25 protein-coding genes are annotated in these 25,721 nt (G+C 39.4%); 14 read left to right on the top strand and 11 right to left on the bottom strand.

Annotated elements, in window-relative coordinates; translation table 11 throughout:
- The first annotated feature begins 37 nt into the window (after window positions 1-37).
- Complete coding sequence (locus tag EMK97_RS17810; protein WP_130604120.1) at window positions 38-577, top strand: HvfA family oxazolone/thioamide-modified RiPP metallophore; 540 nt, start codon at window positions 38-40, stop codon at window positions 575-577.
- 87 nt (window positions 578-664) lie between these two features.
- Here EMK97_RS17810 and EMK97_RS17815 read toward each other — a convergent pair whose 3' ends face one another.
- Complete coding sequence (locus tag EMK97_RS17815) at window positions 665-1,183, bottom strand: hypothetical protein (RefSeq protein ID WP_130604121.1); 519 nt, start codon at window positions 1,181-1,183, stop codon at window positions 665-667.
- A 164-nt stretch (window positions 1,184-1,347) separates the two neighbouring features.
- Here EMK97_RS17815 and EMK97_RS17820 point away from each other — a divergent pair, with 164 nt between their 5' ends.
- The 6 genes from EMK97_RS17820 to recR all read left to right on the top strand — a co-directional run bounded on the left by EMK97_RS17820 (window position 1,348) and on the right by recR (window position 6,561).
- On the top strand, window positions 1,348-1,827 hold the full coding sequence (locus tag EMK97_RS17820) for an aminoacyl-tRNA deacylase (protein ID WP_130604122.1): 480 nt from the start codon (window positions 1,348-1,350) through the stop codon (window positions 1,825-1,827).
- A gap of 74 nt (window positions 1,828-1,901) precedes the next feature.
- The gene (locus EMK97_RS17825) at window positions 1,902-2,537 is read left to right on the top strand and encodes a YehS family protein (protein WP_130604123.1); all 636 of its coding nucleotides are present in this window, start codon (window positions 1,902-1,904) and stop codon (window positions 2,535-2,537) included.
- A 141-nt stretch (window positions 2,538-2,678) separates the two neighbouring features.
- On the top strand, window positions 2,679-3,074 hold the full coding sequence (locus EMK97_RS17830; RefSeq protein WP_130604124.1) for a response regulator: 396 nt from the start codon (window positions 2,679-2,681) through the stop codon (window positions 3,072-3,074).
- 137 nt (window positions 3,075-3,211) lie between these two features.
- The gene (dnaX, locus tag EMK97_RS17835) at window positions 3,212-5,434 is read left to right on the top strand and encodes a DNA polymerase III subunit gamma/tau (RefSeq protein WP_130604125.1); all 2,223 of its coding nucleotides are present in this window, start codon (window positions 3,212-3,214) and stop codon (window positions 5,432-5,434) included.
- Between the two features lie 162 nt (window positions 5,435-5,596).
- Window positions 5,597-5,926 (top strand): YbaB/EbfC family nucleoid-associated protein, encoded by a 330-nt coding sequence (locus tag EMK97_RS17840; RefSeq protein WP_130604534.1) that lies wholly within the window; start codon window positions 5,597-5,599, stop codon window positions 5,924-5,926.
- Window positions 5,927-5,955: 29 nt separating this feature from the next.
- Window positions 5,956-6,561, top strand: coding sequence for a recombination mediator RecR (gene recR, locus EMK97_RS17845; protein ID WP_130604126.1), 606 nt, complete (start codon window positions 5,956-5,958; stop codon window positions 6,559-6,561).
- Window positions 6,562-6,593: 32 nt separating this feature from the next.
- Here the strand turns inward: recR and EMK97_RS17850 are convergent, their stop codons facing one another.
- The 3 genes from EMK97_RS17850 to EMK97_RS17860 form a co-directional block, all read right to left on the bottom strand.
- On the bottom strand, window positions 6,594-6,911 hold the full coding sequence (locus EMK97_RS17850) for a translation initiation factor (protein WP_246028957.1): 318 nt from the start codon (window positions 6,909-6,911) through the stop codon (window positions 6,594-6,596).
- A gap of 202 nt (window positions 6,912-7,113) precedes the next feature.
- Window positions 7,114-8,040 carry an electron transfer flavoprotein subunit alpha/FixB family protein gene (locus EMK97_RS17855; RefSeq protein WP_130604128.1) on the bottom strand — a complete coding sequence of 309 codons (927 nt, stop codon included), beginning with the start codon at window positions 8,038-8,040 and terminating at the stop codon, window positions 7,114-7,116.
- Entirely contained in the window at window positions 8,037-8,789 is a 753-nt protein-coding gene (locus EMK97_RS17860) for an electron transfer flavoprotein subunit beta/FixA family protein (RefSeq protein ID WP_130604129.1), read from the bottom strand. Before EMK97_RS17860 ends, EMK97_RS17855 begins: the two co-directional genes overlap by 4 nt.
- 270 nt (window positions 8,790-9,059) lie before the next feature.
- Here EMK97_RS17860 and EMK97_RS17865 point away from each other — a divergent pair, with 270 nt between their 5' ends.
- Complete coding sequence (locus EMK97_RS17865; RefSeq protein WP_130604130.1) at window positions 9,060-10,721, top strand: electron transfer flavoprotein-ubiquinone oxidoreductase; 1,662 nt, start codon at window positions 9,060-9,062, stop codon at window positions 10,719-10,721.
- A gap of 93 nt (window positions 10,722-10,814) precedes the next feature.
- Here the strand turns inward: EMK97_RS17865 and EMK97_RS17870 are convergent, their stop codons facing one another.
- From EMK97_RS17870 to EMK97_RS17885, 4 genes are all read right to left on the bottom strand, one after another.
- The gene (locus EMK97_RS17870) at window positions 10,815-11,621 is read right to left on the bottom strand and encodes a YggN family protein (protein ID WP_130604131.1); all 807 of its coding nucleotides are present in this window, start codon (window positions 11,619-11,621) and stop codon (window positions 10,815-10,817) included.
- 8 nt (window positions 11,622-11,629) lie between these two features.
- Window positions 11,630-13,318, bottom strand: a complete 1,689-nt coding sequence (locus tag EMK97_RS17875; RefSeq protein ID WP_130604132.1) for a flagellar assembly protein A — start codon at window positions 13,316-13,318, stop codon at window positions 11,630-11,632.
- 108 nt (window positions 13,319-13,426) lie between these two features.
- The gene (locus EMK97_RS17880) at window positions 13,427-13,753 is read right to left on the bottom strand and encodes a hypothetical protein (RefSeq protein WP_130604133.1); all 327 of its coding nucleotides are present in this window, start codon (window positions 13,751-13,753) and stop codon (window positions 13,427-13,429) included.
- Between the two features lie 152 nt (window positions 13,754-13,905).
- Window positions 13,906-15,213 (bottom strand): CinA family nicotinamide mononucleotide deamidase-related protein, encoded by a 1,308-nt coding sequence (locus EMK97_RS17885; RefSeq protein WP_130604134.1) that lies wholly within the window; start codon window positions 15,211-15,213, stop codon window positions 13,906-13,908.
- 160 nt (window positions 15,214-15,373) lie between these two features.
- Here EMK97_RS17885 and EMK97_RS17890 point away from each other — a divergent pair, with 160 nt between their 5' ends.
- The 3 genes from EMK97_RS17890 to dapA all read left to right on the top strand — a co-directional run bounded on the left by EMK97_RS17890 (window position 15,374) and on the right by dapA (window position 17,659).
- A complete protein-coding gene (locus EMK97_RS17890; protein WP_130604135.1) occupies window positions 15,374-16,138 on the top strand; it encodes a DUF4097 family beta strand repeat-containing protein in 765 nt (254 codons plus the stop codon).
- 146 nt (window positions 16,139-16,284) lie between these two features.
- Window positions 16,285-16,665 carry a hypothetical protein gene (locus EMK97_RS17895; protein WP_130604136.1) on the top strand — a complete coding sequence of 127 codons (381 nt, stop codon included), beginning with the start codon at window positions 16,285-16,287 and terminating at the stop codon, window positions 16,663-16,665.
- 85 nt (window positions 16,666-16,750) lie between these two features.
- Window positions 16,751-17,659, top strand: a complete 909-nt coding sequence (dapA, locus tag EMK97_RS17900; RefSeq protein WP_130604137.1) for a 4-hydroxy-tetrahydrodipicolinate synthase — start codon at window positions 16,751-16,753, stop codon at window positions 17,657-17,659.
- A 16-nt stretch (window positions 17,660-17,675) separates the two neighbouring features.
- On the opposite strand, the gene EMK97_RS17905 is transcribed toward dapA, so the two are convergent.
- Complete coding sequence (locus EMK97_RS17905) at window positions 17,676-18,572, bottom strand: RluA family pseudouridine synthase (protein WP_130604138.1); 897 nt, start codon at window positions 18,570-18,572, stop codon at window positions 17,676-17,678.
- A gap of 101 nt (window positions 18,573-18,673) precedes the next feature.
- On the opposite strand from EMK97_RS17905, the gene EMK97_RS17910 reads away from it, so the two are divergent.
- Window positions 18,674-19,012, top strand: coding sequence for a ribonuclease E inhibitor RraB (locus EMK97_RS17910; protein ID WP_130604139.1), 339 nt, complete (start codon window positions 18,674-18,676; stop codon window positions 19,010-19,012).
- Between the two features lie 11 nt (window positions 19,013-19,023).
- On the top strand, window positions 19,024-19,239 hold the full coding sequence (locus EMK97_RS17915) for a hypothetical protein (RefSeq protein WP_130604140.1): 216 nt from the start codon (window positions 19,024-19,026) through the stop codon (window positions 19,237-19,239).
- Window positions 19,240-19,293: 54 nt separating this feature from the next.
- Here the strand turns inward: EMK97_RS17915 and EMK97_RS17920 are convergent, their stop codons facing one another.
- Both EMK97_RS17920 and purL read right to left on the bottom strand, forming a co-directional pair.
- Window positions 19,294-19,968, bottom strand: a complete 675-nt coding sequence (locus EMK97_RS17920; protein ID WP_130604141.1) for a nitroreductase family protein — start codon at window positions 19,966-19,968, stop codon at window positions 19,294-19,296.
- Between the two features lie 140 nt (window positions 19,969-20,108).
- The gene (gene purL, locus EMK97_RS17925; RefSeq protein ID WP_425462176.1) at window positions 20,109-24,041 is read right to left on the bottom strand and encodes a phosphoribosylformylglycinamidine synthase; all 3,933 of its coding nucleotides are present in this window, start codon (window positions 24,039-24,041) and stop codon (window positions 20,109-20,111) included.
- A gap of 231 nt (window positions 24,042-24,272) precedes the next feature.
- Here purL and mltF point away from each other — a divergent pair, with 231 nt between their 5' ends.
- Window positions 24,273-25,673 (top strand): membrane-bound lytic murein transglycosylase MltF, encoded by a 1,401-nt coding sequence (gene mltF, locus EMK97_RS17930; protein WP_246028829.1) that lies wholly within the window; start codon window positions 24,273-24,275, stop codon window positions 25,671-25,673.
- Window positions 25,674-25,721: the final 48 nt, after the last annotated feature.

Below are 25,721 nucleotides of genomic sequence, written 5' to 3' on the forward strand. Positions count from 1 at the left end.
TTTTGCCGACACATCAAAAAGATAGAAGGGAAAAAGCATGAATTTATTAAATAAAACTTCAATTGTTGCTCTAGCTGGGCTTATTTCATTAGGCTTGCTTACTGCAAATGTTGCAAAAGCTGAGGTTAACCCATTTGCTGCCAATGATGTAGTTACATTGGCTGAACAAAAGAAAGATAGCAAGTGCGGTGAAGGTAAATGCGGCGAAGGTAGAATGAAAGCCAAAGGCAAGTGCGGTGAAGGCAAATGCGGCGAAGGTAAAATGAAAGCCAAAGGCAAGTGCGGTGAAGGCAAATGTGGCGAAGGTAAAATGAAAGCCAAGGGCAAGTGCGGTGAAGGCAAATGCGGCGAAGGTAAAATGAAAGCCAAGGGCAAGTGCGGTGAAGGCAAATGCGGCGAAGGTAAAATGAAAGCCAAAGGCAAGTGCGGTGAAGGCAAATGTGGCGAAGGTAAAATGAAAGCCAAAGGCAAGTGCGGTGAAGGCAAATGTGGCGAAGGTAAAATGAAAGCCAAAGGCAAGTGCGGTGAAGGTAAATGCGGCGAAGGTAAAAGTAAAAGCAAAAAATGTGGTGGTTAGTTAACTAATATACTCCTCGCAACGTTTTAAGCTAAAAAGCCAGCGTAATGCTGGCTTTTTTTATTTAACTAGTTGAGCTAAAACATTTTACTCGACTCTACCAACATAATAGTACACAGACCATTTAGATTTAAATAAGCCGCTATCTGGGACTAAATGGGTAGAAAGCGTCACTTGTGTTTCTGTATTTGTATATTCAGCTTTTAAACCGTCATCATTACGTCTAGAGCTTTCATTAAGATGCCAGCTAGTGCCTAAGCATTGAGCAATGGTTGCTTTAGCATTGCTGTAGTACTTACGGGCATCACTTTCGTCGACTTTAATCGTGTTACATGAGTAGGTTGTTTGTGCTTTTCCCCATGACCATATTCGGCAGTTTTTGCCAATCAGATGGTATTTTGCTTGCCAAATGTTGCTGATACCAGCCTTAATTTTTGTCTGCTTTAAGTCGTTAAAGCCGTCATCATAAGCCTTAATAAGATAATCAAGCTTTTGACAAGCGTTGCTAACTGGCTCTAGTTGCTGCTGAGCAATCTTATTTTGATTGGCACAAGAAGCTAACATTAAACTTGAAACAAGTACTGATGCTTTGAAAATATTGTTCATAATTAAAGGATTAACGTCCTGTTACCTTGTTGAGAGTAGATTAAAGCTATGGTACAAAATTCTATCGATTATTGGTAGCTTTCATCGTGAAGTTGAACAATTTTTGCGATTGCTTAAGGCGCATCTATACTAAATATGAGAGAAAAATAGTGTTGGAGGTTATTATGACTATATCAACCAAACTGACTCGTTATTTGAACGAGAAAAATGTCCCTTACCAGGCTATAGAACATTTCCACAGTAATAGTTCGATAGGCACTGCTGTTACCGCCAATGTAGCATTAAATGAAATAGCTAAGGCAGTCCTTCTAAAAGATCACGAAGATAGACGCTTAATGGCGATTTTACCTGCAAATAATAAAATTAACTTATCTATCCTTAATGAATGTTTGCATGGCTCATATCAGTTACTTAAAGAACAAGAGGTATATCAAGCTTTTTCTGATTGTGACTTGGGAGCTATTCCACCCGTTCCGGGGGCATATAACATGAATATGATCTGTGAAGAAGAGTTAGACAGACTTGATACTGTTTATTTAGAAGCTGGCGATCATAAAACGTTACTGCAACTAGATAAGGGCGCTTTTAAGCATATTATGTCAGTAGGAAAGCACTTTCATTTCAGCCAGACTGTTTTTCATTAGTATCGTAATAATGATATATCAGTAAAGTGAATTTGTAGGTACAATACCGGGTCATTCTTATACAGGACCACGCTTTGATTAACAACGATATACTAAGACGTTTACGATATACCTTTAATTACCATGATAAGAAAATGGTTGAGCTGTTTAAATATGGAGGTGTTAGTACTTCTAAGGAGCAGGTTGTAAACTGGTTAAAGAAAGATTCAGATGAGGGCTTTCTCCTTTGTCAGGATTTTGAATTGGCAGGCTTTTTAAACGGGTTTATTATTGAAAAACGCGGTAAAAAAGAAGGGACTGAGCCAGTACTAGAGTCAAAGTTAACTAATAATCTGATCATGGTTAAACTTAAAATAGCCTTGAATTTAAAAGCGGATGATATTATTACCTTATTGGAAAAGGTAGATTTTAGCTTTTCAAAGTCAGAGCTTAGCGCGCTTTTTAGGCGACCAGAGCATAAGCACTATAGGGTGTGTAAAACTCAAGTGCTTAGAAATTTTTTGACTGCAATTGATAAGCAATATCACGTTGCAAGGCCTGGCTCAAAAGCAACAGCAAAAAGTAAGAAAAAGCCAACTCATCATGTCAAAGAGCCTAAGCAACAAGGGGCTAGAGCAAATATTAGTAGTATTTATCAGAACCCTAATTTGAAAAGTAATGTCGATGATTTGCCAAACAAACCAAAGCGGAAAGTATTGAAATTAAAATAATACAGTTATTGTAATAAAGTTGATGTTTAATTTTATCTGTCACTGTCGTAATTCATGGTTATGCGTTAAAATCACCCTCCTTTTTAAAAGTGTCAATAGCAATGATTTGATTGCTTTTTATTAGAGAAGAAAGTTAATAAAATGAAAATTTTGGTTGTAGATGATAAATTGTCTGTACAAGAGACTTTGACTAATCTCTTATGTCAACACGGACATCAAGTCGATGTGTCAACAAATGGTCTTGATGCTTTTGAAAAAGCGCAAAAGAATGATTATCAGCTTTATATCATAGATCATTTAATGCCGTTGATGAATGGTGTTCAGTTAGTTAAGAATTTAAAACAAACCGAGCATTGTGCAACTACACCTGTATTATTTATGACAACGCAAGGCATATCAGAAGCGGAGTCTTTACCTGAATACACATTATTTAATGATGTGATCACTAAGCCATTAAATAATGAAGCGTTGTTAAAAAAACTGTACTCACTAGGAGCAGTACCCAGCCCCACAGAGTTCACTATTATAGCTAGTTAAATTTCTAGACTTACTTGATTTAAAAAGTAACTAGATTTTTATCTACAGTCGATTACTATGTTGCTTGTTGATTTCTACACTCTTGGTCTATTAAATTAGTTTAGGTTTTTTATGTACTTTACATCGAGTAAAAATTTATGAGCTATCAAGTTTTAGCGAGAAAGTGGCGTCCTAAAAATTTTCAACAGTTAATGGGGCAGGGCCATGTTGTCGATGTATTAGTCAATGCTTTAGAGCAAAAACGTTTACATCATGCCTACTTGTTTACTGGCACTCGCGGGGTTGGTAAAACAACTATAGCAAGAATCTTTGCCAAAAGTTTAAATTGTGAAGTAGGCATTACTTCTTCTCCTTGTGGAACCTGTGCTACTTGTGTTGATATTGATGAGGGGCGTTTTATCGATCTTTTAGAGATAGATGCCGCCTCTAAAACCAAAGTAGATGATACGAGAGAAATTTTAGATAACGTTCAGTACGCACCAACTCGAGGTCGCTTTAAAGTTTATCTTATCGATGAAGTTCATATGCTATCTAGGCACAGTTTTAATGCCTTATTAAAAACATTAGAAGAGCCGCCTGAACATGTGAAATTTATTCTAGCAACAACTGATCCGCAAAAGTTACCGGTAACCGTATTATCCCGCTGTTTACAATTCCACTTAAAGGCCTTGAGCGTTGCACAAATAGAAGCCAAGTTAACAGAGATACTTATGCATGAACAGGTATCTCATCAACCGGGCTCATTGACTTTTTTAGCAAAAGCCGCTCGTGGCAGTATGCGAGACTCATTGAGCTTAACAGATCAAGCTATAGCGCAAGGTCAAGGCAATATTCAATTAGCCAATTTACAGCAAATGTTAGGCGGGGTAGATCAAAACTGGGTATATAAGATTGTTATTTGTTTATTAAAACAAGATAGCGCAGAAATGATGGCTCTGTCACAAACAATAGCTGCGTACGCTCCGAGTTATACACGTTTGTATGCCGAGTTGATTCAGTTATTTCATCAAGTTGCCTTATATCAGATTGTTGAACAGCATTTTGATTTGCCAGCTGAGCACATAGCACTATTAAAGAAATTCTCTCAAGCCATGTCTGCTGATGATGTCCAGTTGTATTATCAAATTGTCTTAAATGGCCGTAAAGATTTACCTTATGCCTTTGATGAACAAGCCGCTTTTGATATGACCTTGTTAAGGTTGCTAGCCTTTAAGCCGCTCGCTATTGATCATGCTGTAGAAATAGCCACAAATAACAACTCACAGTCAATTCACCTTGATTCTGAGCCGTTAGAAAATACCTTTAGTGCAGAAAGCACTGAAGAGCAAGCAACTATCAATAAAACTCAGGATGAATTGGTAGAGGAAAAAAATCTTGATTTAGTCTCGAATAAGTCACCTCAAGTTGATGAACAGACACAGTTGCAGGATACTAGTTTACTTATTGATGCCTCGACAAGCGAAGCTCACTCAGGTGAAAGTCAATTTGATGAAGTTCACCATGCATTATCATCTCAGGCTGAAGCAATAGAGCAACAAGCTGAGCAAATGTCGCAATCTCTAGTGAATAAAGACGCCTATACGCAAGAAACGGATGCTAATCCTCCCATTATAGAGAGTCAGCAGCAAGGCCAAGATATAGGCTTAGAGCATCAAAACAAAGGGCATCAAAATAAAGAGCAGCCAACACCTAGAGCAGAGGAAAATACCACTCAAACTGAGCTTAATAGCCCTGTAAGTGCTGTGCTTGCGACACGAAATATGTTGCGGAGTCGGAAAAAGCAACTGGAGCAAAATGCAAAAAAGCCTGATGACGCAGCAATGCGTCATCACACAGCCAATGATAATACAGAACATAACTCTGAGAATAATGGAGTAGCTGCTAACGCTTCAGATCATGAAGAAAAACAGCGGTTACCTGAACCGACTATTTCATTTCAAGAAGATGTAATCGACCCCGCGGTTATTAAAAAAGCCAATCAGGTTGATAAATGGGCACATATGATAGATGCCATGGAGTTAACAGCCCGTATTAGGCAGTTAGCCATTCATGCCACTATTAGTGAGGCATCTGATGATGATCATTTAATATTAAAGCTAGATCAAGCGACAAAACATTTAAAAACTGAAGTCGCAGAAAAGCAATTAGAAGAATATATCTGTCAGTTTTTATCGCGAAAAGTGAAAGTAACGATTGACTTGGTTGAGCAAACGGTTGCTGACCCTTATCAGATTCAATCACATATCAATGATAAGCGTTATGATTATGCAAAACAGCTTTTAGCAAGTGATAACATTGTTATCGCCCTTAAAGAGCAGTTTCAAGCAAGTTTAGCTGAAGATACAATTGTCGCGCATTAGCTTGGCAACAAGAAGCGCATAATTTTGCTGCCGTTAGCATTACATCTAGGTATAATGCGCAGTATTGATAAAAATCGCTGGATTGTTTGTCTCGGCGATAAAGTATTTAATATAAATTTCGCCAATAAAGCTTTGGCAAGATTAATTTTTAGTTTGGAGAATATTATGATGAAAGGTGGCATGGGCAATTTAATGAAGCAAGCCCAGCAGATGCAAGCAAAAATGGCTAAAGCACAAGAAGAATTAGCTAATATGGAAGTTGTCGGTGAAGCGGGTGCTGGCATGGTAAAAGTGACCATGACAGGTAGCCATAGTGTCCGCCGTGTAGAGCTAGATGATAGCTTGATGGAAGATGATAAGGATATGATTGAAGATTTATTAGCTGCGGCGGTAAATGATGCGGTACGTCGTGTTGAAGAGCAAAATAAAGAGAAAATGAGCGCGTTAACTGGTGGCATGCAATTACCGCCGGGTATGAAGATGCCATTTTAATTGCCTTTGGCAATCAAGTATAACGAATAATGAAATTCAGTCCCTTATTACAAGAGCTTATCGATTCTTTTAAATGTTTGCCTGGCATTGGTGCAAAATCTGCCCAGCGTATGGCATTTCATTTATTAGAGCGCAATCGTCGTGGCGGCAGTAAACTTGCGCATGCATTGTCGACGGCAATGACAGATATTGGTCACTGTCGAGATTGTCGAAACTTCACTGAGCAAGAGCTTTGTGAAATATGTCAAAGCCCTAAACGAAAACTGGCGACAAGTCTTTGTATTGTTGAAAGCCCTGGCGATGTTATTGCGATAGAGCAAACAGGTGAGTTCACTGGCAAATATTTTGTCTTGATGGGGCATTTATCACCCATAGACGGTATTGGCCCCGAAGATTTGGGGCTAGATCGGTTAGCACAGCAATTTGCTAGCGGACAATTTACTGAGGTTATTTTAGCGACTAATCCAACCGTTGAAGGTGAGGCCACAGCGCACTATATTGCCGAAATAGCTCAAGAGCATGAGGTTAGTATTACTCGAATTGCTCATGGTGTTCCGGTTGGTGGTGAACTCGAGTATGTTGATGGTAATACGCTCTCTCATGCTTTTTCTGGCCGAAAGCGTTATTCGTTGTAGTTATTGAAAAAGCTGCATGGAAGTAGCAGCTTTTAGCCTCCAATAAATTTTACTTTAAAGCCTTCTTTTTCTAAGACTTCTTTGATTACTTCTCGCTTATCACCTTGAATCTCTATGGTTTCACCAACTACTGTACCGCCAGTTCCACAGGTCTTTTTAAGCTTCTTAGCTAATGTTTTTAACTCAGATGATGGCAAGCCTAAACCACTAATAGTTACAACGCCTTTACCTTTTCTACCTTTAGTTTCACGTCTGACATGAGCAAAGCCGTCACTTGCTGTGATCACCTCGGCTTTTTTGTGTTGAATACGGCCAGATTCGGTTGAGTAGACTAAAGAGTCATCATCCACTTTGTTAGTGTTATCATGCTCTATAGGCGCTTTGCCAAAAGCTCCGGCTAAATCACTTAAACTGGATAAATTTTTTTTCATATTGTACTCATAGGTGAAATTCAAACAAAATAAAACCACGACTTACTTTCATAAGCGTGGTTTTATTATAACAATATTAGCGCTTGCTTAATACTGCATACAGTCGTAGTTAGAATCTAACTTATAACTTACTTTCTAGCTCAGGTAGGGCGTCAAATAAGTCGGCAACGATTCCGTAATCAGCTACTTGGAAGATTGGCGCTTCTGGGTCTTTGTTAATAGCAACAATAACTTTCGAGTCTTTCATACCAGCTAAATGCTGAATTGCACCGCTAATACCTACAGCAATGTATAAGTCTGGCGCAACAATCTTACCTGTTTGGCCAACTTGCATATCATTAGGGACAAAACCCGCATCAACAGCAGCACGAGAGGCGCCAATAGCTGCACCTAGCTTATCTGCAATACCTTCAAGTAAGCTGAAGTTCTCACCATTTTGCATACCACGGCCACCTGAAATTACCACACCAGCTGCGCCTAAGTCTGGACGCTCTGATTCTGTAAATTCATCACTTACATGGCTAGAAGTACCTGCATCACAAACGGTATCTAAAGTGATTAACTCTGCATTACCGTCAGTCGCTACGGCATCAAATGCTGTGGCGCGCACGGTAATCACTTTTTTGCTGTCCAGGCTTTGCACTGTGGCTATGGCATTACCCGCATAGATAGGGCGAACAAAAGTATCGCTACTTTCTACGCCAATAATATCTGAAATTTGTGCCACATCTAAAAGAGCAGCAACGCGTGGCATAAAGTTTTTGCCAGTTGTTAGCGCTGTAGCGATGATATGCTCGTAATCGCCAGCAAGTTCAGTGACTAGTAAGCTAACATTTTCTGCAAGTTGATGCTGATAAGCTGCATTATCGCTTACAAGTACCTTGCTAACACCATTAATTTTAGTTGCTGCTTGAGCTACGTCTTGACAGTTAGCGCCGGCAACTAATAAGGTAATTTCACCACCAATTGCTTGAGCTGCAGCAACGGTTTTTAGCGTTTCAGCTTTTAATGTGCTGTTATCATGTTCTGCAATTACTAAAATACTCATGAGATCACCTTAGCTTCGTTCTTTAATTTTTCTACAAGTTCATCAATAGTTTCTACCACTATACCGGCTTGACGCTCAGCAGGTGGTGTTACTTTCAGTAATTTAGTGCGAGCGCTTAAATCGATACCAAAATCGGCAGCTGATTTAACATCTAACGGCTTACGCTTAGCTTTCATGATGTTAGGTAATGAAGCATAACGAGGCTCATTTAGACGAAGATCTGTGGTAACAATGGCTGGTAGGTTAAGTGCAACCGTTTGCAAACCACCGTCTACTTCACGAGTAACATTAACTTTATCGCCGTCTACTTTTACTTCTGAAGCGAATGTACCTTGGCCCATACCTGTTAATGCCGCTAACATTTGGCCCGTTTGGTTGTTATCGCCATCAATAGACTGCTTACCTAAGATAACCAGTTGAGGTTGCTCTTCCTCTACAACTTTTTGTAGTAACTTAGCAATATTTAATGAATCAAGGTCTGTGTCTGCTTCAATTTGAATGGCGCGATCTGCACCAAGTGCTAATGCCGTTCTTAATTGCTCTTGGCAAGATTTATCGCCAATTGACACTGCAATGACTTCAGAGGCAGTACCTGCTTCTTTTAAGCGTACTGCTTCTTCAACAGCAATTTCACAAAATGGGTTTATTGCCATTTTTACATTGGCTAGATCAACATCAGAATTATCAGGTTTTACACGTACTTTGACGTTATAGTCAATAACACGCTTTATCGGAACTAGTACTTTCATCTTCGCCTCTAATCAGGTTGTAAATAAGTAAATACGTTTTAATTTGTTTTAATAGCTAAAAGATACCCTTGGTTTACGTAAACGTCAACGTAATCTTGGTGAAAACTTTTAAACTGAGATACAATCTAGTTTATAGCTTTAAATAGCGTCTAAATATCAGCTTGCTTGGCTATCTGTTATGGGATACTATCAAACACCTGTTTGAATATCAAACGCCCGTTTGAATTTTGATGCATTTAATAGATAAATAAAATAATAGTGGGAGAATTTATGGAACGCGAATCGATGGAATTTGATGTGGTAATCGTCGGTGCAGGCCCTTCTGGGCTGTCTACTGCGTGTCGGTTAATGCAATTAGCACAAGAAAAACAACAAGAATTAATGGTTTGTGTTGTCGAGAAAGGCTCTGAAGTTGGCGCCCATATATTGTCTGGAGCCGTGTTTGAACCGAGATCACTAAATGAGCTGTTTCCTGACTGGCAAGAGAAAAATGCGCCTTTGACAACTAAGGTAACAGGAGATGATATTTATTTATTAAATGGTGAAGACTCAGGTATCAAGTTACCGGGCTTTACTGTGCCTAAGACGATGCATAATGAAGGCAATTATATTGTAAGTATGGGTAATGTTTGTCGCTGGTTAGCAGAGCAAGCTGAACAGTTAGGTGTGGAAATCTTTCCTGGCTTTCCAGCGCAAGAAGTTATTTATAACGATGATGGTAGCGTCGGAGGCATTATTACCGGTGATATGGGCTTAGATGCTGAAGGGCAACCAAAAGACTCATTTATGCCAGGCATGGAATTAAGAGCCAAGTACACAGTGTTTGCTGAAGGTTGTCGTGGCCACTTAGGTAAAGAGTTAATCGAAAAATTTGATTTAGCAGCAGATGCCTCGCCTCAGCATTACGGCATTGGTTTTAAAGAAATTTGGGATATAGATCCTGAAAAACACCAAGAAGGATTAGTTGTTCATACGGCGGGTTGGCCTTTAGATAAAGATACCAATGGTGGTGGTTACCTTTATCATGCTGAAAATAATCAAGTATTTGTCGGTTTAATTGTCGATTTAAATTACTCGAATCCGCATTTAAGTCCATTTGATGAATTCCAGCGTTATAAACATCACCCCAAAATTAGTCAGTACCTTAAAGGTGGTAAGCGTGTTTCTTACGGAGCTCGTGCTATGGCTAAAGGTGGTTTTAATTCATTACCGAAAATGACTATGCCAGGTGCTTTATTGGTAGGCTGTGATGCAGGTACGATTAACTTTGCCAAAATTAAAGGTAATCATACCGCAATGAAGTCGGGCATGCTGGCCGCTGAAGCCATTGCTGAAGCCTTGCTTTTAGAAGGTGCTGTTGCTGAAGAAGGCAAACAGGACTTAACTAACTTCACTGAAAAATATCAGAACTCTTGGTTATATGACGAGTTATATAGTACGCGTAATTTTGGTCCTGCAATGCATAAGTTTGGCACCTTCTTAGGTGGTGCCTATAACACTATCGACCAAAATATTTTTGGCGGTAAATTGCCGTTTAACTTCAAGGATGATAGCTTAGATCATCAGCAGTTAAAACTTGCCAGTGAGGCTCCGGTGATAGCGTATCCTAAGCCTGATAATGAACTGAGCTTTGATAAATTATCTTCAGTATTTTTATCAAATACAAACCATGAAGAAGAGCAGCCGTGTCACTTAAAGCTCAAAGACAAGGATATTCCAATTAGCGTCAATTTAGCTAAGTATGATGAGCCTGCACAGCGTTATTGTCCTGCTGGAGTTTATGAGATAGAGCAAGCAGAAGAGGGCGCTAAGCTGATTATTAATGCGCAGAATTGTATTCACTGTAAAACCTGTGACATTAAAGATCCGAGTCAGAATATAACTTGGGTGACGCCAGAAGGTACTGGTGGCCCTAACTACCCGAATATGTAATGTCAACCTTATTTAGGACGGGTTAAACTAAAGTAAAAGCTGCACTAGATGCAGCTTTTTTATTGTTAATTCTTATATTTAAAAGGGGTTGTTTTAATTTTGATTAGATTGGATCAGATTGTATTTCTTAAGTGGTGTAATTGCTTGCTGCAATTGTGCTTCGATTTGGTCTAACTCAGTCAGCCTTTGGCAAAATTGTGCCGCTTTTTTATCAAGTGCTTTAGCACGGTCACTGACTTCAAGTTCAAGCCCTTTACTCATACCATCCATACGCTCATCAAAGCTATCGACACGTGGCTCACCATCAACCTGCTCAGAATGTTTATTCTCTGATAGCATAGATTGGCCAACGGCTTTTAAGATGGTTCCTACAGAGGTTTGTACAATTTCCTCAATTTCTTGCTCAAATTCACCGGCAAACATTTCATCAAAGTCATTAAAGTCTTGCGGAGCAATATAGTAGTTATTAGCGCTTTGGTTAAAGCGTGCGCGAATACGCCATTTTAGCTCTTCAAATTTTGCTTGTATTTTTTGCTGAGAAGCACTGTTTTCACCTGTTAAGCCACCAACCACTTCATTTACCGCTTTTAGGCCAATATCGACACCCTCGATAGCGATAGACACTATTTCTGGAATATGAGCACGGATACCAGTTGAAAATTGCGCAATTAATGCTTGTTGCTCAGGAGTAACTTCTTGCTCTATACCGCGAATAAATAGTTGATCATCACCGTTGATTTGCACTAAGGTTCTGCCATGGTCAATGACTCGAATGTGACTAGGGTCTATGATAACGCCGTAATTTAAATGTATTGAGCATTGTTGGGCATAAGCGTTATTTGATAGCAGTGTACTGCCAATAATCAAGGTACTGGCGAGTGTTGTTGGTAATTTTTTCATGCTTACTCTTAGCTATGAACGATAGGCTCTATATGAACTTTACGTTCTTGGTATATCATTTTACTTGGCCCATATTCTCTGCGCGATCTATCATTAAAGTCACCGACAATTAGCTCAACACCGTGATATAGTTTTTCATTGGCTTCAATATATACGCTGGTCATGTAATCTTGAAGGTTTTTATCAAGCGCTTCCTTTTCAAGTAAAATGGCGCCCATTGCCTTTGCTTGAGCTTGGTAACTCGCGACAATTTTACTGAGTAGTTCAGGTTTTGCTTTATCTTTCGGTAACTTTTTTAATTTATTGGCAGCATTCTTAAGCTCATTGGTTTGCTCTGATGCATCTTTAAGGCGCACTTCAATTTCTTGCAGCTCTTCTTTGAATTTTAATATTTTATGCTCGAAATTAACGATAGTGTTACTACCTGCAGTAGCACCAACAATGCCGGCCTGTACTGTTGTGCCTGCTTTTATATAGCCACCTATAAGTTTTCCATCCGCTTTTTCTTCTTTGCCAACCCATAAACGGCCTTTAATATTTAAAATGCTATGTAATAGTTGGTTTTCAATACGTACATCTTTACCACAAGTAATTTGTGCGTACTGAGCATATTTTGCGTAAATACTGCCTTTGGCATTGATATTAACGCTCATCACTACATCGGTAACTTTTGTTTTTTCAACATCGTGCTTTCTACCTATGATGCCGCCAGAAATAGTAATATCTCCACCTGCTTCAATAGTTGCAGACTCAACAAAGCCACCAACAGTAACATCACCACTGGCAATAACTGTCATACCTTCAGTAACGTCACCTTCGATAATAACGCTACCCGTAAAGTTGATATTACCGGTTGCCACAGTAACGTCTTTAATTTTATAAACTTCGTCGACTTCCATGCCGTTTTCAATGAGTTTGGGCAGGCCTACTTTTTCAGACACCAGTACATTTTCATTTTTCGGGCTAATGCAAGTACCTTCACCGGATATTAGCGGCACATCGTTGCCAGGCTCTGGTGCAAGCGGTGTTGCTGTGACGGTATAACCTTGGGTGCCAGGTGTAGGAGGGATTTTTTGTGCAAGAGGATCACCTACTTTTACGCAAATAATGTCACCTAAATCGCGCATATCTACACTGCCATCTTCCCGCTTTTTCGGTTTTAAAATCCGTGTTTGCGCGCTTTCTACCAGAGGTTTAATTACAGCATCTTTGCCATTAATGGCCACTTTGCCACTGGCAATTTGCATAACGACATGACTGTTAGGTTTTTCTTTGGCTGCTAGCTGGGCTAATTTCACTAAATGCTCTTTGCTAAAGCCTTTTTTAACACCCGCTTCTTGTGCTGCGTGTAAGATTGCTTTGGCGGTAAGGTGTTTACCACCTTGAGCAGTAGTGATTTCAGCAGATGCCCCCATTTCATCTGACTCGATAGTCACGGAAATTTTTGCGTCAATTCTTTCGAGAATTTGGTAGCGAATTTCTCTGCCTTGTTGATTGTCTTGTAGAGGCTTTAGCACGTCATTAAGCTCTGCTACCGCATTCTTAAGATTACTTTCATTGACATACAAGTGGCTATACTCTGAATTAGCTATCAATTCTTTAATAGACAGGGCGGAAATAGCATCTCCACCTTTAATTGGCTCTAATAGCAAGTCAACATTATTTTTATCGTTGTTTATTAAACTGGCTTTAGTCATTAATGCTTTACTCCTCCTAACATCAGTTACTGCTGAGCCTACAAATGTTAGGAAATCGTGCTCTCTTTAAGGGGATTACTTGGTTTGTTGATTTAACAGCTAATTGTTCTATATGTAATGCGTTTGATGAATTTTAATAAAGCTATTTGTACCTTCTTTACTGTAGTCAATCTTATATTCAACCCCATCAAGTGCTTGGACAAACAGCAGGGTTTTTTCTTCACCAAATAACTCGGCAGAGGTGATATCGACAATATCTTGATAGGCTTTTTTGGCAATAGAGCGTTTCGCCGGAATTTCTCCTTTGTATATACCTATACCTCGGTGACTGACAATCACCACGGGTTTGTCGCCATTAATGATAAGTAGATCGAATTTTTTTATTTTATGTATAACAGTGTTTCGGCCACTGGTGATGTAGTTTTTTTCAATCAAAATATGCTCCAGATTTGATGAGTGTATTTAGGCTCATCTACATTGAATTCAATATATAAATTTTTTTCACACTGCGCAATAACTATCCTAGTATTATATTAGACAGTTAAAGGGGATTATCTTTATTCTAGCTCAAATTTTAGCTTATTGTTTTAGTTACGCTTTATGGGTTTAAATGCTCGTTCTTTGACATAGTTTGGTGTCTCTTTACTTTGAATTAATTGTCGACGTATTAAGTCTAAAGCTATGTTTGCTACGTAATGTTGAAAATATTTACGTTTAAAAGGCAGTAACAAGCATTGAGTTTGTACATTGTTTGCTGTTCCCCAGGCCAACCACACTGTGCCGTTGGGCTTTTCTGCGCTACCGCCACTTGGGCCAGCTATACCCGTAACGGCAATGACCATATCAGCTTTTGCTTTTGTTAATGCACCTTCTGCCATGGCAAGCGCAACAGGCTCACTAACGGCACCATGTTCTATCAGTAGTTCTTCAGGAACAGAAATCATCGCTGTTTTCATGTTATTGCTGTAAGTGACAAAGCCGGCCTCAAAGCTTTGCGATGAGCCGCTAATTTCAGTTAGTTTACTTGCTATAAGGCCACCGGTGCATGATTCAGCTGTTGTGATTGTTAAATTTTGCTGTTGTAGTAGAGATAAAACATGCTCAGCTAATTCAAGTGGTTTGTCATTAATTGTTGCAACATAATGAGCTGAAAGTAGTGATATAAGGCGTTGTTGCCAATGATCTAAACTGCTTTGGGCTATTTTAGTTTTACTAGTTAGCTTGACTTCTAACAGTGGCGTGCCTGCGCGAAAGCCTAATTCAATATCCTGTGGCCAATGACTTAAGTTATCGTCAATCATTTGCTGTAGCTTAGCTTCGCCAAGACCAAAGACTTGCATCTTGATGGTTTGTTTATCAGCTTGTAATGAATATTGTTGACTTATTTGTGGCAAAATTTCTTTTGCTAGCATTGTTTCTAGCTCATGAGGAACTCCAGGTGTGCAGTAAACTTGACAGCCAAGCAGCTGACATAAGAAACCCGGAGCACTGCCACTATGATTTTTTATTACGGTGCTACCTTTGGGTAATAATGCCTGCTTTAAATTAGCTTGATTTAGCTCGCTTCCTCGTTGTTGGCACCAAGTGCTTAATTGTGAAAGTGCCTCTGGGTGCTCTGCTAACTCTGTCGCCATCGCTTTTGATAACGCCAATGCGGTTAAATCATCTACGGTTGGTCCTAAGCCACCATTTACGATTAAAATATCGGTTTGCGAGGCCATGTGCTTAAGCTCATTGACTAAGACCGCTAAGTCGTCACCTAGTGTAACTTTGCGAGCAATGCTAAGGCCATATTCATTTAACTGCTGAGCTATCATGGCTGAGTTGGAGTCAACTATATCGCCTGCCATCAGTTCGTTGCCCGTTAATAGTACTTGGATGCTTGGTTTTTTCATAAGTTAATCATGAAGCTAGAATATTTATTTTTAATTTAAACCTTTTTAAATCCAGTTACATCTAATTATTTAAATTTAGTGCAGTTGAGCAGTAAATTAATTTTTTATTAGCTAGAAAAAGCAAAATATTATTACATTAAGAAGAACACAAGGAATCAATATGAAAACGACTTTAAAGCAATCATTAATCACTATGAGCTTAGCAATGACAATGGCATTACCTGTGTATGCCGATGTGGAAGATGTCGTCGAGAAATCATTTTCAGTCAATGATGACAGCACATTCACTTTATCAAACATTAATGGTGAAGTTGAAATTACTAGTTGGCAGCAAGCAAAAATTAAAGTTATCGCGACAATTAAAGCCGATGATCAAGAAAGCAGAGATCGTATTGAAGTTAAAATGAAACAGCAGGGTGACCAAGTTAATGTTGCCACTCAGTATGAGAAATCATTTAATTACAAAAATAGCAATTCGGGGCAGGTGAGCTATCAAGTGTGGCTGCCGGCATCGACTAATTTATCAGATATTGAATTAGTTAATGGCAGCCTAACCATAGAGGGGGTACAAGGCGAAGTAGAAGCAGAGCTGGTTAATGGTTCTATTGTGGCAAAAGGGCTAAGTCATAATAGTGACATTAGCTCCGTTAATGGCAGTATCAAAGCCTATTATCAATCGCTTGATCAAAATTTAGATGATATTGAAATAGAAACAGTTAATGGCAGCATTAAACTTTATCTACCTGAAGAGGTTAATGCCGCATTAGATATTGAGACTATGCATGGCAGCATCAACACAGATTTTGGCTTAAAGGCGAAGAAAAATAGCTATGTAGGTCGTAGCTTAAACGGCAATATTGGTCGTGGTGGCACTAAAATTAACTTAGAAAGCGTCAATGGTAGTATTAAAGTGTTAAAAAACTAGCGAATTAACCAAGAGAATTTCGATATTCGCATTGGCAATAGTGTGAATTGTTATTAGAATAATGCGACTTTGTTTTGGCAAAGTCGCATTATTTTTTTATGCTTTCAATATGAACAATTAGCCCAGCTAGCAAGGCGTTTTGCTGTATGAACTATGCAAGAGACTTACTTATTGGTCGTTGGTATCGTAATGATACCAATGAGCAAGGCATTCGAACGGTAGAGTATGCAGAATTACTCGCAGATGGTAGTTTTGAATTTACCTTTGTTTGCTCTGATAGCGCAAGTAAACATCAAGAGCAAATAATAGAACTTGGTGATTGGGGCTTAGTTGGCGATATTCATTTTACCATCACTAAGAATGAAGTGGTTGAGCAAGAAGTCTTTGCCGCAGACTTAAATAATGCAGATAACTATCAAGCATATAAAGTTTTGCAGTTAACACACGATGTATTTAAATACCAACATGTTGTTAGCAAAGAAGAGTTTACTATGTACAAAGTTGTTGATGAGGTAGGTCATTGCTAACGAGTACTGACCGAATAATTTTATAAGTAGCAGGGCGCTAGCTAGTGCTATTTAATTTCCAAAAGTAGATATACTCGAGAATCCAATGAAAAGATTACAAGCTGCCAGTCTAATAACCGCCATTAAAACGCCTTACGATAGTAAGGGAGATATTTGTTTACAAACTTATGATGCCTTAATTGAACAACAAATAGCCGCGGGCGTTGATGGTATTATTGTTGGTGGTACAACTGGCGAAGGGCAGTTACTTACGTGGGAAGAACACCTAATTTTAATTGCTCATTGTGTTCATAAGTTTTCTGATAAGTTAATTATTATCGGTAATACTGGTAGCAATAATACCCGTGAGGCTATTAAAGCAACTCAAAATGGTTTTGCTGTTGGTATGGATGCATCTTTGCAAATAAACCCTTACTATGGGCGTTCATCATTAGCTGGCGTAAGTGAGCACCTTAAGCGCGTACTTGATATTGGTCCTGCCTTTATTTACAACGTACCTGGACGTACAGGTCAAGACTTAACCCCTGAAGTGATAGAGCCATTAGCTAAACACCCTAATTTTGTCGGTGTTAAAGAATGTGCAGGAAACGAGCGTATAGCCCATTATGAAAAGCAAGGCATTGCCTGTTGGTCGGGTAACGATGATGAAAGTTATTTAGGTAGGCATCAATTTGGCTCACATGGTGTTATTTCTGTGACCTCTAATATCGTACCAGGTTTAATGAGAACGTTAATGGACTCACAAAATGCTGAGTTAAACGATAGTTTACAAGCATTAATGAACTGGCTATTTTGCGAGCCAAACCCAATCGCCATTAATACCGCCTTGATGATGACAGAAGCAATTAAGCCAAACTTTAGACTACCTTATAAAGCTTTAACGCTTGAACAACGTCAGCAAGGTTTAGCGCTATTAAAAGCGATTAACACCTCTGATTTAGTGGGGGATGCTTTGTCATTACTCGCTGATGATGATTTTAATTACTGCGCCTAATCATAATCATAGCGACTTAAGCCAACTGAGGTCTAAGCTCAGTTGGCAATGCAACTTCTCTAGCTTGTCCTGTTAGTGGACAAGTAAATTTAAGGCTGACAGCACATAGCTGTAAATCGATATTATCAACATCAGACTTGCCATGTAATCTATCGCCTACCACGGGCATACCAATACTTGCGGCATGTAACCTAATTTGATGTTTTCTACCTGTGTCAATGTTAACTTGAATAAGTGATTGCTTCAGCTCGTTGTTGTAGTTTAAGCAAGTAAAAGTACTGCGCGCGCTTTTGCCATCAACATCAGCGGTAATAATTTGTGGTTGTGGCAAGCTGCTATGATCGCCATGAACAATAATTTGATATTGTTTATCTAGCTGACGTTTTTCAAACATTTTCGCTAACGCACTCGCTGCTTTTTTACTGTGTGCTATTAGTATTAATCCTGTGGCTGCTCTATCTAACCTGTGTACTAAAAAGCTAGGTCGCTGAGGTAGTAATGATTGCTCTACATAACGAGTGATGGTGCAGTGATCGCTCCATTTAGAGCCATTTGCTAACATGCCATAAGGTTTGTACCAAACGCTATAATCAGTAAAGTCAGCAATTAACTTGGCAGCTAAAGGGGTTGTACTAAGCACTTTCTGATTATAGTAAAAGTGCAAGGTGTCATTGGCTTTTAGCGGCCTTTTCAAACGCCTTAACCTTTGTGTACCTTTACCGCGAGTTAACCATAAAGCACCTTTGTTAACTGCTTGTTTTATCTCGCTATTTGAAAGCTGCTGTTTTTGTTCATTGCAAGCAGCCATTAATAAGCTTACTACTGACTTTTCATTATTACTGTTGATATTGATATGACATTCTATGATTTGGTTTTTATCTAAATCAGTTTTATCGGAGCAGCTCTTAGGCATATAAAGTCAGTCATCTTGATGCTAATTTCACTATTTTACTAGGTTTATGCTAATAGCATAAGCTAAAATGTAAAGAGAACCTTAAAAAGTAAGTGAACATAATGACACGTGACTTTACGCTTTTTCCAAAAGATGACATAGGTAATACGCTATGGGAGATGCAACAAGCAGGTGATGATTTGTCAGTTGAAAGAGAAATTGAATTTTCAGTTATTTTTCCCTCACAGGAATTAGCACTTAAATTTGGTCAACTGTTACTGGAGAATAACCAAAAATTATCATTTTGTCCTTTTGAGGCAAACCCTGATTTTCCATGGGAAATAACGGCTTACCCGAACATGCCAGCAAGCTATTTTAGTATTAGTGGTTATCAAGAGCTATTAGAAACAAGCTCTGCGCCATTACATGGTAAGTTTGATGGCGTTTATTTTGTAAAGTAATTGATATATTTATGAGTTTAGATCTTTCCAAGTTTGCGGCATTACAAAAATCCAGCAAACAATCTTTTTTTCAACAAAAAAAGCTTGTGACTCAGGTGCTAGCAGGGCAGAAGGTGTTGTGCCAAGAATGTCAGCAACCTCTTAAGTTTTCATCATCAGAGCAAGCTGAACACTCAGGTATATTTTGCCCAAAGGGCTGTACTGATATTCAGCTTGATTGTAGCTAAGCTAAGTTAAACTTAGCTTAGCTACAATCGATGAGTTAGATATTGGAAAAAACGTTACAAGAAGGTTGCTATATCTGATAACGATTTTTTCACTTGAGCATGCGCAGGTATAGTCGCATCATCACTAGGGTAACCGGCAATGAGTAGCATGTAAGCTCGATCATTATCACCTCTTTCACATATCTTGTTTAAAAAAGACATTGGCTTTGGGGTGTGCGTCAAAGTCGCTAAACCTGCATTATGCAAGGCAGTAATTAAAAAGCCGGTTGCTATACCTACCGATTCATGAACATAGTAATTGGTATTTTTATCTTCTTCTTTAATACCGCCTTTCTTTTGGCTAAAAATGGCGATTAACCAAGGCGCATGCTCTAGATAAGGTTTATTAGCATCTGTGCCTAAATCTTTAAGTGCATTTAACCATTCTTCACCAGCGCGGCCATCATAAAAGCCACGTTCATGATATTCAGCTTGCTCTCTAATTTGCTTTTTAATTTCTTGGCTGCTGATAGCAACAAAATGCCAAGGCTGGTGATTTGCACCACTCGGAGCTGTGCCTGCGGCTTTGATGCAGTTTTCTATAATGGCTTTATCAACCGCTCTATCGCTGAATTTTCGAATTGAATGACGACGTTTAATGTCTTGATAGAAGTCAGCAGAACGTTGTTGCATTTCTTCTGGGGGATATTCGATAAAATCAGTTAACGGGCTGGAATCATGTGGTTGCATAGCAAGTAAGCTCCCTTGTTATTGTTTTACTAAGCCGAACTCAGGTTGTTGACACTGAGAGCTTAACAATTTTTAAGCAATAAAAAAACCGACATAAATGTCGGCTTTTTATTCAATCTGTAAAGTTTAACGGTCGTTAATTAACCGATAAATTTACGCGCATTGCGGAACATGCGAACCCAAGGAGAATCTTCACCCCAGTTATCAGGGTGCCATGAGTTAGCAACCGTTCTAAAAACACGCTCTGGGTGAGGCATCATAATAGTAACGCGACCATCTGTTGTCGTCAGTGCTGTGATACCATCAGGTGAGCCATTCGGGTTAGCCGGGTAAGTTTCAGTTACTTGACCATAGTTATCAACATAACGCATTGATACTGTGCCTGAATCATTCGCTGCTGCAATGGCATCTTCAGAGCTAAACTCGGTACGACCTTCACCGTGAGATACTGCAATTGGCATACGAGAGCCAGCCATACCATCAAATAAAACAGACGGACTGTCTTGAATCTCAACTAAAGAGAAGCGTGCTTCAAAACGTTCAGATTTATTTTGGACAAAACGTGGCCATGCTTCTGAGCCAGGAATGATATCTTTTAAGTTAGATAGCATCTGACAACCATTACAAACACCTAAGCTGAAGGTATCTTCACGTTCGAAGAAGGTTTTAAACATTTCACGCGCATTGGCATTGAATAAAATTGATTTTGCCCAGCCTTCACCAGCACCTAAAACGTCACCGTATGAGAAACCACCACAAGCGACTAAACCGTTAAAGTCAGCTAAGTCAGTACGACCTGCGAGAATGTCAGACATATGTACGTCAATGGCAACAAAACCCGCTCTATCAAAAGCTGCCGCCATTTCTACGTGAGAGTTAACACCTTGTTCACGTAAAATTGCTACTTTAGGGTGTGAATTGTTATCAGCATCTTTGGCAATTAAGTCAGCCACGATATCTTCGTTGATATCAAATGTTAGCTCAGCATTTAGACCAGGATCTTCTGTGTCAAACTTAACATCGTGCTCTTGTTGAGCACATTCTGGGTTATCACGTAGCGATTGCATTTGGTAAGTAGTTTGTGCCCAAAGCGTACGGTAGTAAGTACGAGTATTTGCTAATACTTCTTTACCATCACGACTAAAGCGAATCATATCATCGTTATTGATTCGACCGATATCAGTACATAAATCAAGTACGCCGTGCTCAGCAAATACTTCATGTACTGCTTTTACGTCATCTTCAAGCACTTGAATAACAGCACCTAGCTCTTCATTAAATAATACATCTAAGTCATTACCTAAGGTTGAGTTAAGCTTAGTAAGATCAACATCAACACCTGTGTGACCAGCAAAGGCCATTTCAGTGATTGTCGTGAATAGACCACCATCTGAAATATCGTGATAAGCAACTAACTTCTTCTTATCAACAAGCTCTTGAATGGCATTAAAGAAGCCTTTTAATGTTTCGCTGTTATCAACATCAGGTGTTTCACTGCCTAGTTGCTTGTATACTTGCGCTAAACATGAGCCACCTAAACGATTTTTACCGCCTGATAAGTCAATGGCAACAAGGCGTGAAGCACCTTTGTCAGTTCTTAATTGTGGCGTTACTGTTTTACGAATATCATCAACAGCGCCAAAGGCAGTGATCACTAATGACAATGGTGAGGTGACCGCTTTGTCTTCACCGTTTTCTTGCCATTGTGTTTTCATTGACATTGAATCTTTACCAACGGGAATCGTTAAGTCTAATGCTGGACATAACTCCTCACCAATGGCTTTAACTGCTTCGTAAAGGCCAGCATCTTCACCTGGGTGACCTGCTGGAGACATCCAGTTCGCTGAAAGTTTAATACGTTTTAAGCTACCAATATCAGCGCCAGCAATGTTTAAAATTGACTCTGCTACTGCTAAGCGAGCTGAAGCGCCGTAGTTTAATAGTGCAACTGGTGTACGCTCACCCATCGCCATGGCTTCACCATGATAGCTGTCAAGTGCATTTGCAGTAACACCACAGTCAGCTACAGGTACTTGCCAAGGACCAACCATTTGATCGCGGTTAACCATACCTGTTACCGAGCGATCACCTATGGTGATTAAGAAGGTTTTTTCTGCAACGGTAGGTAAGCTTAAAATACGGTCAGCAGCATCAGCTAAGCTGACATCTGCTAAGTTTAATGCATCGCCAGCAGCGGTTTTACTTTTCACATCTTTATGCATTTTAGGGGTTTTGCCTAATAAAATATCAAGCGATAAATCAATTGGCTTGTTGTCAAAATGCTCATCAGTAACCGTTAAGTGCTCCTCTTCAGTGGCACGACCTACCACAGCAAATGGTGCTCTTTCACGTTCACAGATCTTGCTAAATGTCTCTAAATTTTCATCTGATACGGCAATTACATAGCGCTCTTGTGACTCATTACACCAGATTTCTAGTGGTGACATGCTGCGCTCATCGTTAGGTACGTTACGTAACTCAAACTGACCACCACGGCCACCGTCAGAGACTAATTCAGGAAACGCATTTGATAAGCCACCAGCACCAACATCGTGAATGAAGGCAATTGGGTTGTTTTCACCTAGCTGCCAACACTTATCGATAACTTCTTGACAACGACGTTCCATTTCAGGGTTTTCACGTTGCACAGAAGCAAAGTCTAAGTTTTCGCTTGATTGACCAGAAGCCATACTTGAGGCCGCACCGCCACCTAAGCCGATATTCATTGCTGGGCCACCTAAAGCGATCAGGTTGGCGCCAACGACAATTTCACGCTTTTGTACGTGCTCATCACGGATGTTACCCATACCACCTGCAATCATAATAGGCTTGTGATAACCGCGTACTTCTTCACCGTTAAATGAATTGACTTTTTCTTCATAGGTACGGAAGTAACCTAAGATATTTGGTCGGCCAAATTCGTTGTTAAAGGCAGCGCCACCTAATGGCCCTTCTAGCATGATATCTAATGCTGATACGATACGCTCAGGTTTGCCAAAATCAGTTTCCCAAGGCTGTTCTGCGCCAGGAATGCGAAGGTTAGATACACTAAAACCAACCAAACCTGCTTTAGGTTTAGAGCCAATACCTGTAGCACCTTCATCGCGAATTTCACCGCCGCTACCAGTTGCTGCACCTGGGTAAGGTGAGATAGCTGTAGGGTGGTTATGGGTTTCAACTTTCATCAAGACTTGAATGTCTTCATGATGATAGTCATAAACGTTAGTTTCGGCATTCGGGAAGAAGCGACCACCTTTGTTACCTACCATAACCGCGGCATTGTCTTTATATGCACTTAACACGAAGTCAGAGTTTACTTCGTGAGTATTGCGGATCATTTTAAATAATGACTTTGGCTGTTTTTCACCGTCAATAGTCCAGTCAGCATTGAAGATTTTGTGGCGACAATGCTCTGAGTTTGCTTGAGCAAACATATATAATTCAATATCGTTAGGGTTACGACCTAACTTGGTGAAATTTTCGAATAAGTAATCGATTTCATCATCGGCTAAGGCAAGACCCATCTCAACGTTAGCGTTAATAAGGGCTTGCTTGCCACCTGATTCAATATCTACAGAAACTAATTCACTTGGCTCAGCCGTAGCAAATAAGCTGCTGGCTTGCTCAAAGCTAGCAAAAACACTTTCCATCATGCGATCGTGAATTAAGCTGATAAGCTGTGCTTGTTGTTGCTCTGATAATTCTGAGCCTGCTGCTACTTCAATGTAGTAAGCTAAGCCACGCTCTAAACGAACAACTTTTTCTAAGCCACAATTATGAGCAATGTCTGTTGATTTAGATGACCAAGGCGAAATGGTGCCAGGGCGAGGTGTTACTAAAAGCAATAGACCTTGAGGTTCATGTTCCTCAATAGTTGGGCCATAAGTTAATAATTGCTTTAATACATCTTCTTCTTGAGACGAAAGCTCAGCGTTTAGTTGAGCAAAGTGTGCAAATTCAGCGTAAATGTCTGTTACTGGTAGTTGTAACTGTTCACATTGAGTCAATAATTTTTTAACTCTAAACTCTGAAAGTGCTGGAGCGCCACGAAGATTTTTAATCAACATCGTCATAGGATATTTACCAAGTTTTATGTGGGGGTTGCTTAGACCTTTACTCATTTTAGGTCTAACCGAAAATTTCGCGCGTATTATAGTTGAAAATATTCGCTTTGTTAATGGCAAAAACCTAATAGAAAAAAGTGCTTGGCTAAAAATCAAATACACGACACAATTAGTGTCATGAAATATCATTCACTTGACATAACTATGCATAACCCGCTCAGCACCTTACAGGAAAATAGCTTGAGCAAAACTTTGCGTTTATTCTTTTTTATTCTTGTTCTTATTAGTTTATTTTCATGTGGGCAAAAAGATGAGCCGGCAAGTTTATCTCGTGTATTAGAAAGAGGTGTGATTCATGTTGGCACCTTATATGGTCCCACTAATTACTATGTAAAAGCTGATGGTTATGCCGGTTTTGAATATGAATTGGCAAAAAAATATGCTGATTCCATCAATGTGGAGTTACGTATTGTGCCAAGTTATAGCTTGGATGAGTTATTTGTGAAGTTAAACCGAGGTGAAGTCGATGTGCTTGCCGCTGGTTTATCGGTTACCGATAAGCGATTAAAACGATTTCGCTTTGCGCCAAGTTATGAAACGGTGAGTCAAAAGCTGGTTTATAAGCAAGGTAAAAAGCGGCCAAGAAAAGTAGCTGATTTAACCGGGAGTTTATTGGTGACTGCGGGTTCAAGTTATGTGGAAAATCTTGAAGAATTAAAACTGAGAAACCAGCATTTAACTTGGCAAGAAACCGCTGATTTTGATAATGAAGAACTGCTTGGCAAGGTATTGAGTGAAGAGATTGATTACACCATTATTGATAGCAACAGCTTGGCAGTTAATCGTCGTTATTTTCCTGAAATTAGCATAGGTTTTACCATAAAAAAACCTGAGCAGTTAGCTTGGGTGGTGAGTAAAAATGCTAAAGATGATATTTTAGCTAGCCTAGTTGAGTTTTTTGGTCAGGTGCATCACGACGGAACCTTGCTGGCGTTAGATGAAAAGTATTATGGTCATATTGAAAGTTTTGATTATGTTGATACCAGAACTTTTATTAAAGCCGTAGAAAAAAAACTCCCCAAATACCAGCACCTCTTTGAGAAATACGCCCAAGATATTGATTGGCGCTTGCTTGCAGCGATAAGTTACCAAGAATCTCACTGGCGACCTCATGCTCGCTCACATACCGGTGTCAGAGGTATGATGATGTTAACTTTGGCAACCGCAAAACAAATGGGTATAAAAAGCCGATTAGATACTGAAGAAAGTATTCGCGGTGGTGCAAAGTACTTTAAACGTATGATAGATAAGATCCCTGATCGTATTCCAAGACCGGATAGAATCTGGTTTGCCTTAGCCTCATATAATGTTGGTTTTGGTCATTTAAATGATGCCAGAATTATTACCCAGCGCCAAGGTGGTGATCCTGATCGTTGGGTGGAAGTAAAATCGCGATTACCGTTATTACAACAAAAGAAATATTACAAGAATACTAAGTACGGCTATGCTCGTGGAGAAGAGCCAGTTCGTTATGTAGAGAATATTCGACGTTACTATGATACCTTGACTTGGCTTGATAATAAGGCCAAAGAGCTTGAGATACCAGAGCAGGTGATTGTACCTGAGCAAATCAGTGAATAGATAAAAAATTCAATCGCCTTTTGATTTTTACTTTGTCATTAAACTGTC

Source organism: Litorilituus sediminis (assembly GCF_004295665.1).
Taxonomy (GTDB): domain Bacteria; phylum Pseudomonadota; class Gammaproteobacteria; order Enterobacterales; family Alteromonadaceae; genus Colwellia; species Colwellia sediminis.

Bases quoted from the DNA above. Each gene is read 5' to 3' on its own strand.
- EMK97_RS17810 (WP_130604120.1), top strand. From the start codon at position 38: ATGAATTTATTAAATAAAACTTCAATTGTTGCTCTAGCTGGGCTTATT.
- EMK97_RS17815 (WP_130604121.1), bottom strand. From the start codon at position 1,183: ATGAACAATATTTTCAAAGCATCAGTACTTGTTTCAAGTTTAATGTTA.
- EMK97_RS17820 (WP_130604122.1), top strand. From the start codon at position 1,348: ATGACTATATCAACCAAACTGACTCGTTATTTGAACGAGAAAAATGTC.
- EMK97_RS17830 (WP_130604124.1), top strand. From the start codon at position 2,679: ATGAAAATTTTGGTTGTAGATGATAAATTGTCTGTACAAGAGACTTTG.
- dnaX (WP_130604125.1), top strand. From the start codon at position 3,212: ATGAGCTATCAAGTTTTAGCGAGAAAGTGGCGTCCTAAAAATTTTCAA.
- recR (WP_130604126.1), top strand. From the start codon at position 5,956: ATGAAATTCAGTCCCTTATTACAAGAGCTTATCGATTCTTTTAAATGT.
- EMK97_RS17855 (WP_130604128.1), bottom strand. From the start codon at position 8,040: ATGAGTATTTTAGTAATTGCAGAACATGATAACAGCACATTAAAAGCT.
- EMK97_RS17860 (WP_130604129.1), bottom strand. From the start codon at position 8,789: ATGAAAGTACTAGTTCCGATAAAGCGTGTTATTGACTATAACGTCAAA.
- EMK97_RS17865 (WP_130604130.1), top strand. From the start codon at position 9,060: ATGGAACGCGAATCGATGGAATTTGATGTGGTAATCGTCGGTGCAGGC.
- EMK97_RS17870 (WP_130604131.1), bottom strand. From the start codon at position 11,621: ATGAAAAAATTACCAACAACACTCGCCAGTACCTTGATTATTGGCAGT.
- EMK97_RS17875 (WP_130604132.1), bottom strand. From the start codon at position 13,318: ATGACTAAAGCCAGTTTAATAAACAACGATAAAAATAATGTTGACTTG.
- EMK97_RS17885 (WP_130604134.1), bottom strand. From the start codon at position 15,213: ATGAAAAAACCAAGCATCCAAGTACTATTAACGGGCAACGAACTGATG.
- EMK97_RS17890 (WP_130604135.1), top strand. From the start codon at position 15,374: ATGAAAACGACTTTAAAGCAATCATTAATCACTATGAGCTTAGCAATG.
- EMK97_RS17895 (WP_130604136.1), top strand. From the start codon at position 16,285: ATGAACTATGCAAGAGACTTACTTATTGGTCGTTGGTATCGTAATGAT.
- dapA (WP_130604137.1), top strand. From the start codon at position 16,751: ATGAAAAGATTACAAGCTGCCAGTCTAATAACCGCCATTAAAACGCCT.
- EMK97_RS17905 (WP_130604138.1), bottom strand. From the start codon at position 18,572: ATGCCTAAGAGCTGCTCCGATAAAACTGATTTAGATAAAAACCAAATC.
- EMK97_RS17910 (WP_130604139.1), top strand. From the start codon at position 18,674: ATGACACGTGACTTTACGCTTTTTCCAAAAGATGACATAGGTAATACG.
- EMK97_RS17915 (WP_130604140.1), top strand. From the start codon at position 19,024: ATGAGTTTAGATCTTTCCAAGTTTGCGGCATTACAAAAATCCAGCAAA.
- EMK97_RS17920 (WP_130604141.1), bottom strand. From the start codon at position 19,968: ATGCAACCACATGATTCCAGCCCGTTAACTGATTTTATCGAATATCCC.
- purL (WP_425462176.1), bottom strand. From the start codon at position 24,041: ATGACGATGTTGATTAAAAATCTTCGTGGCGCTCCAGCACTTTCAGAG.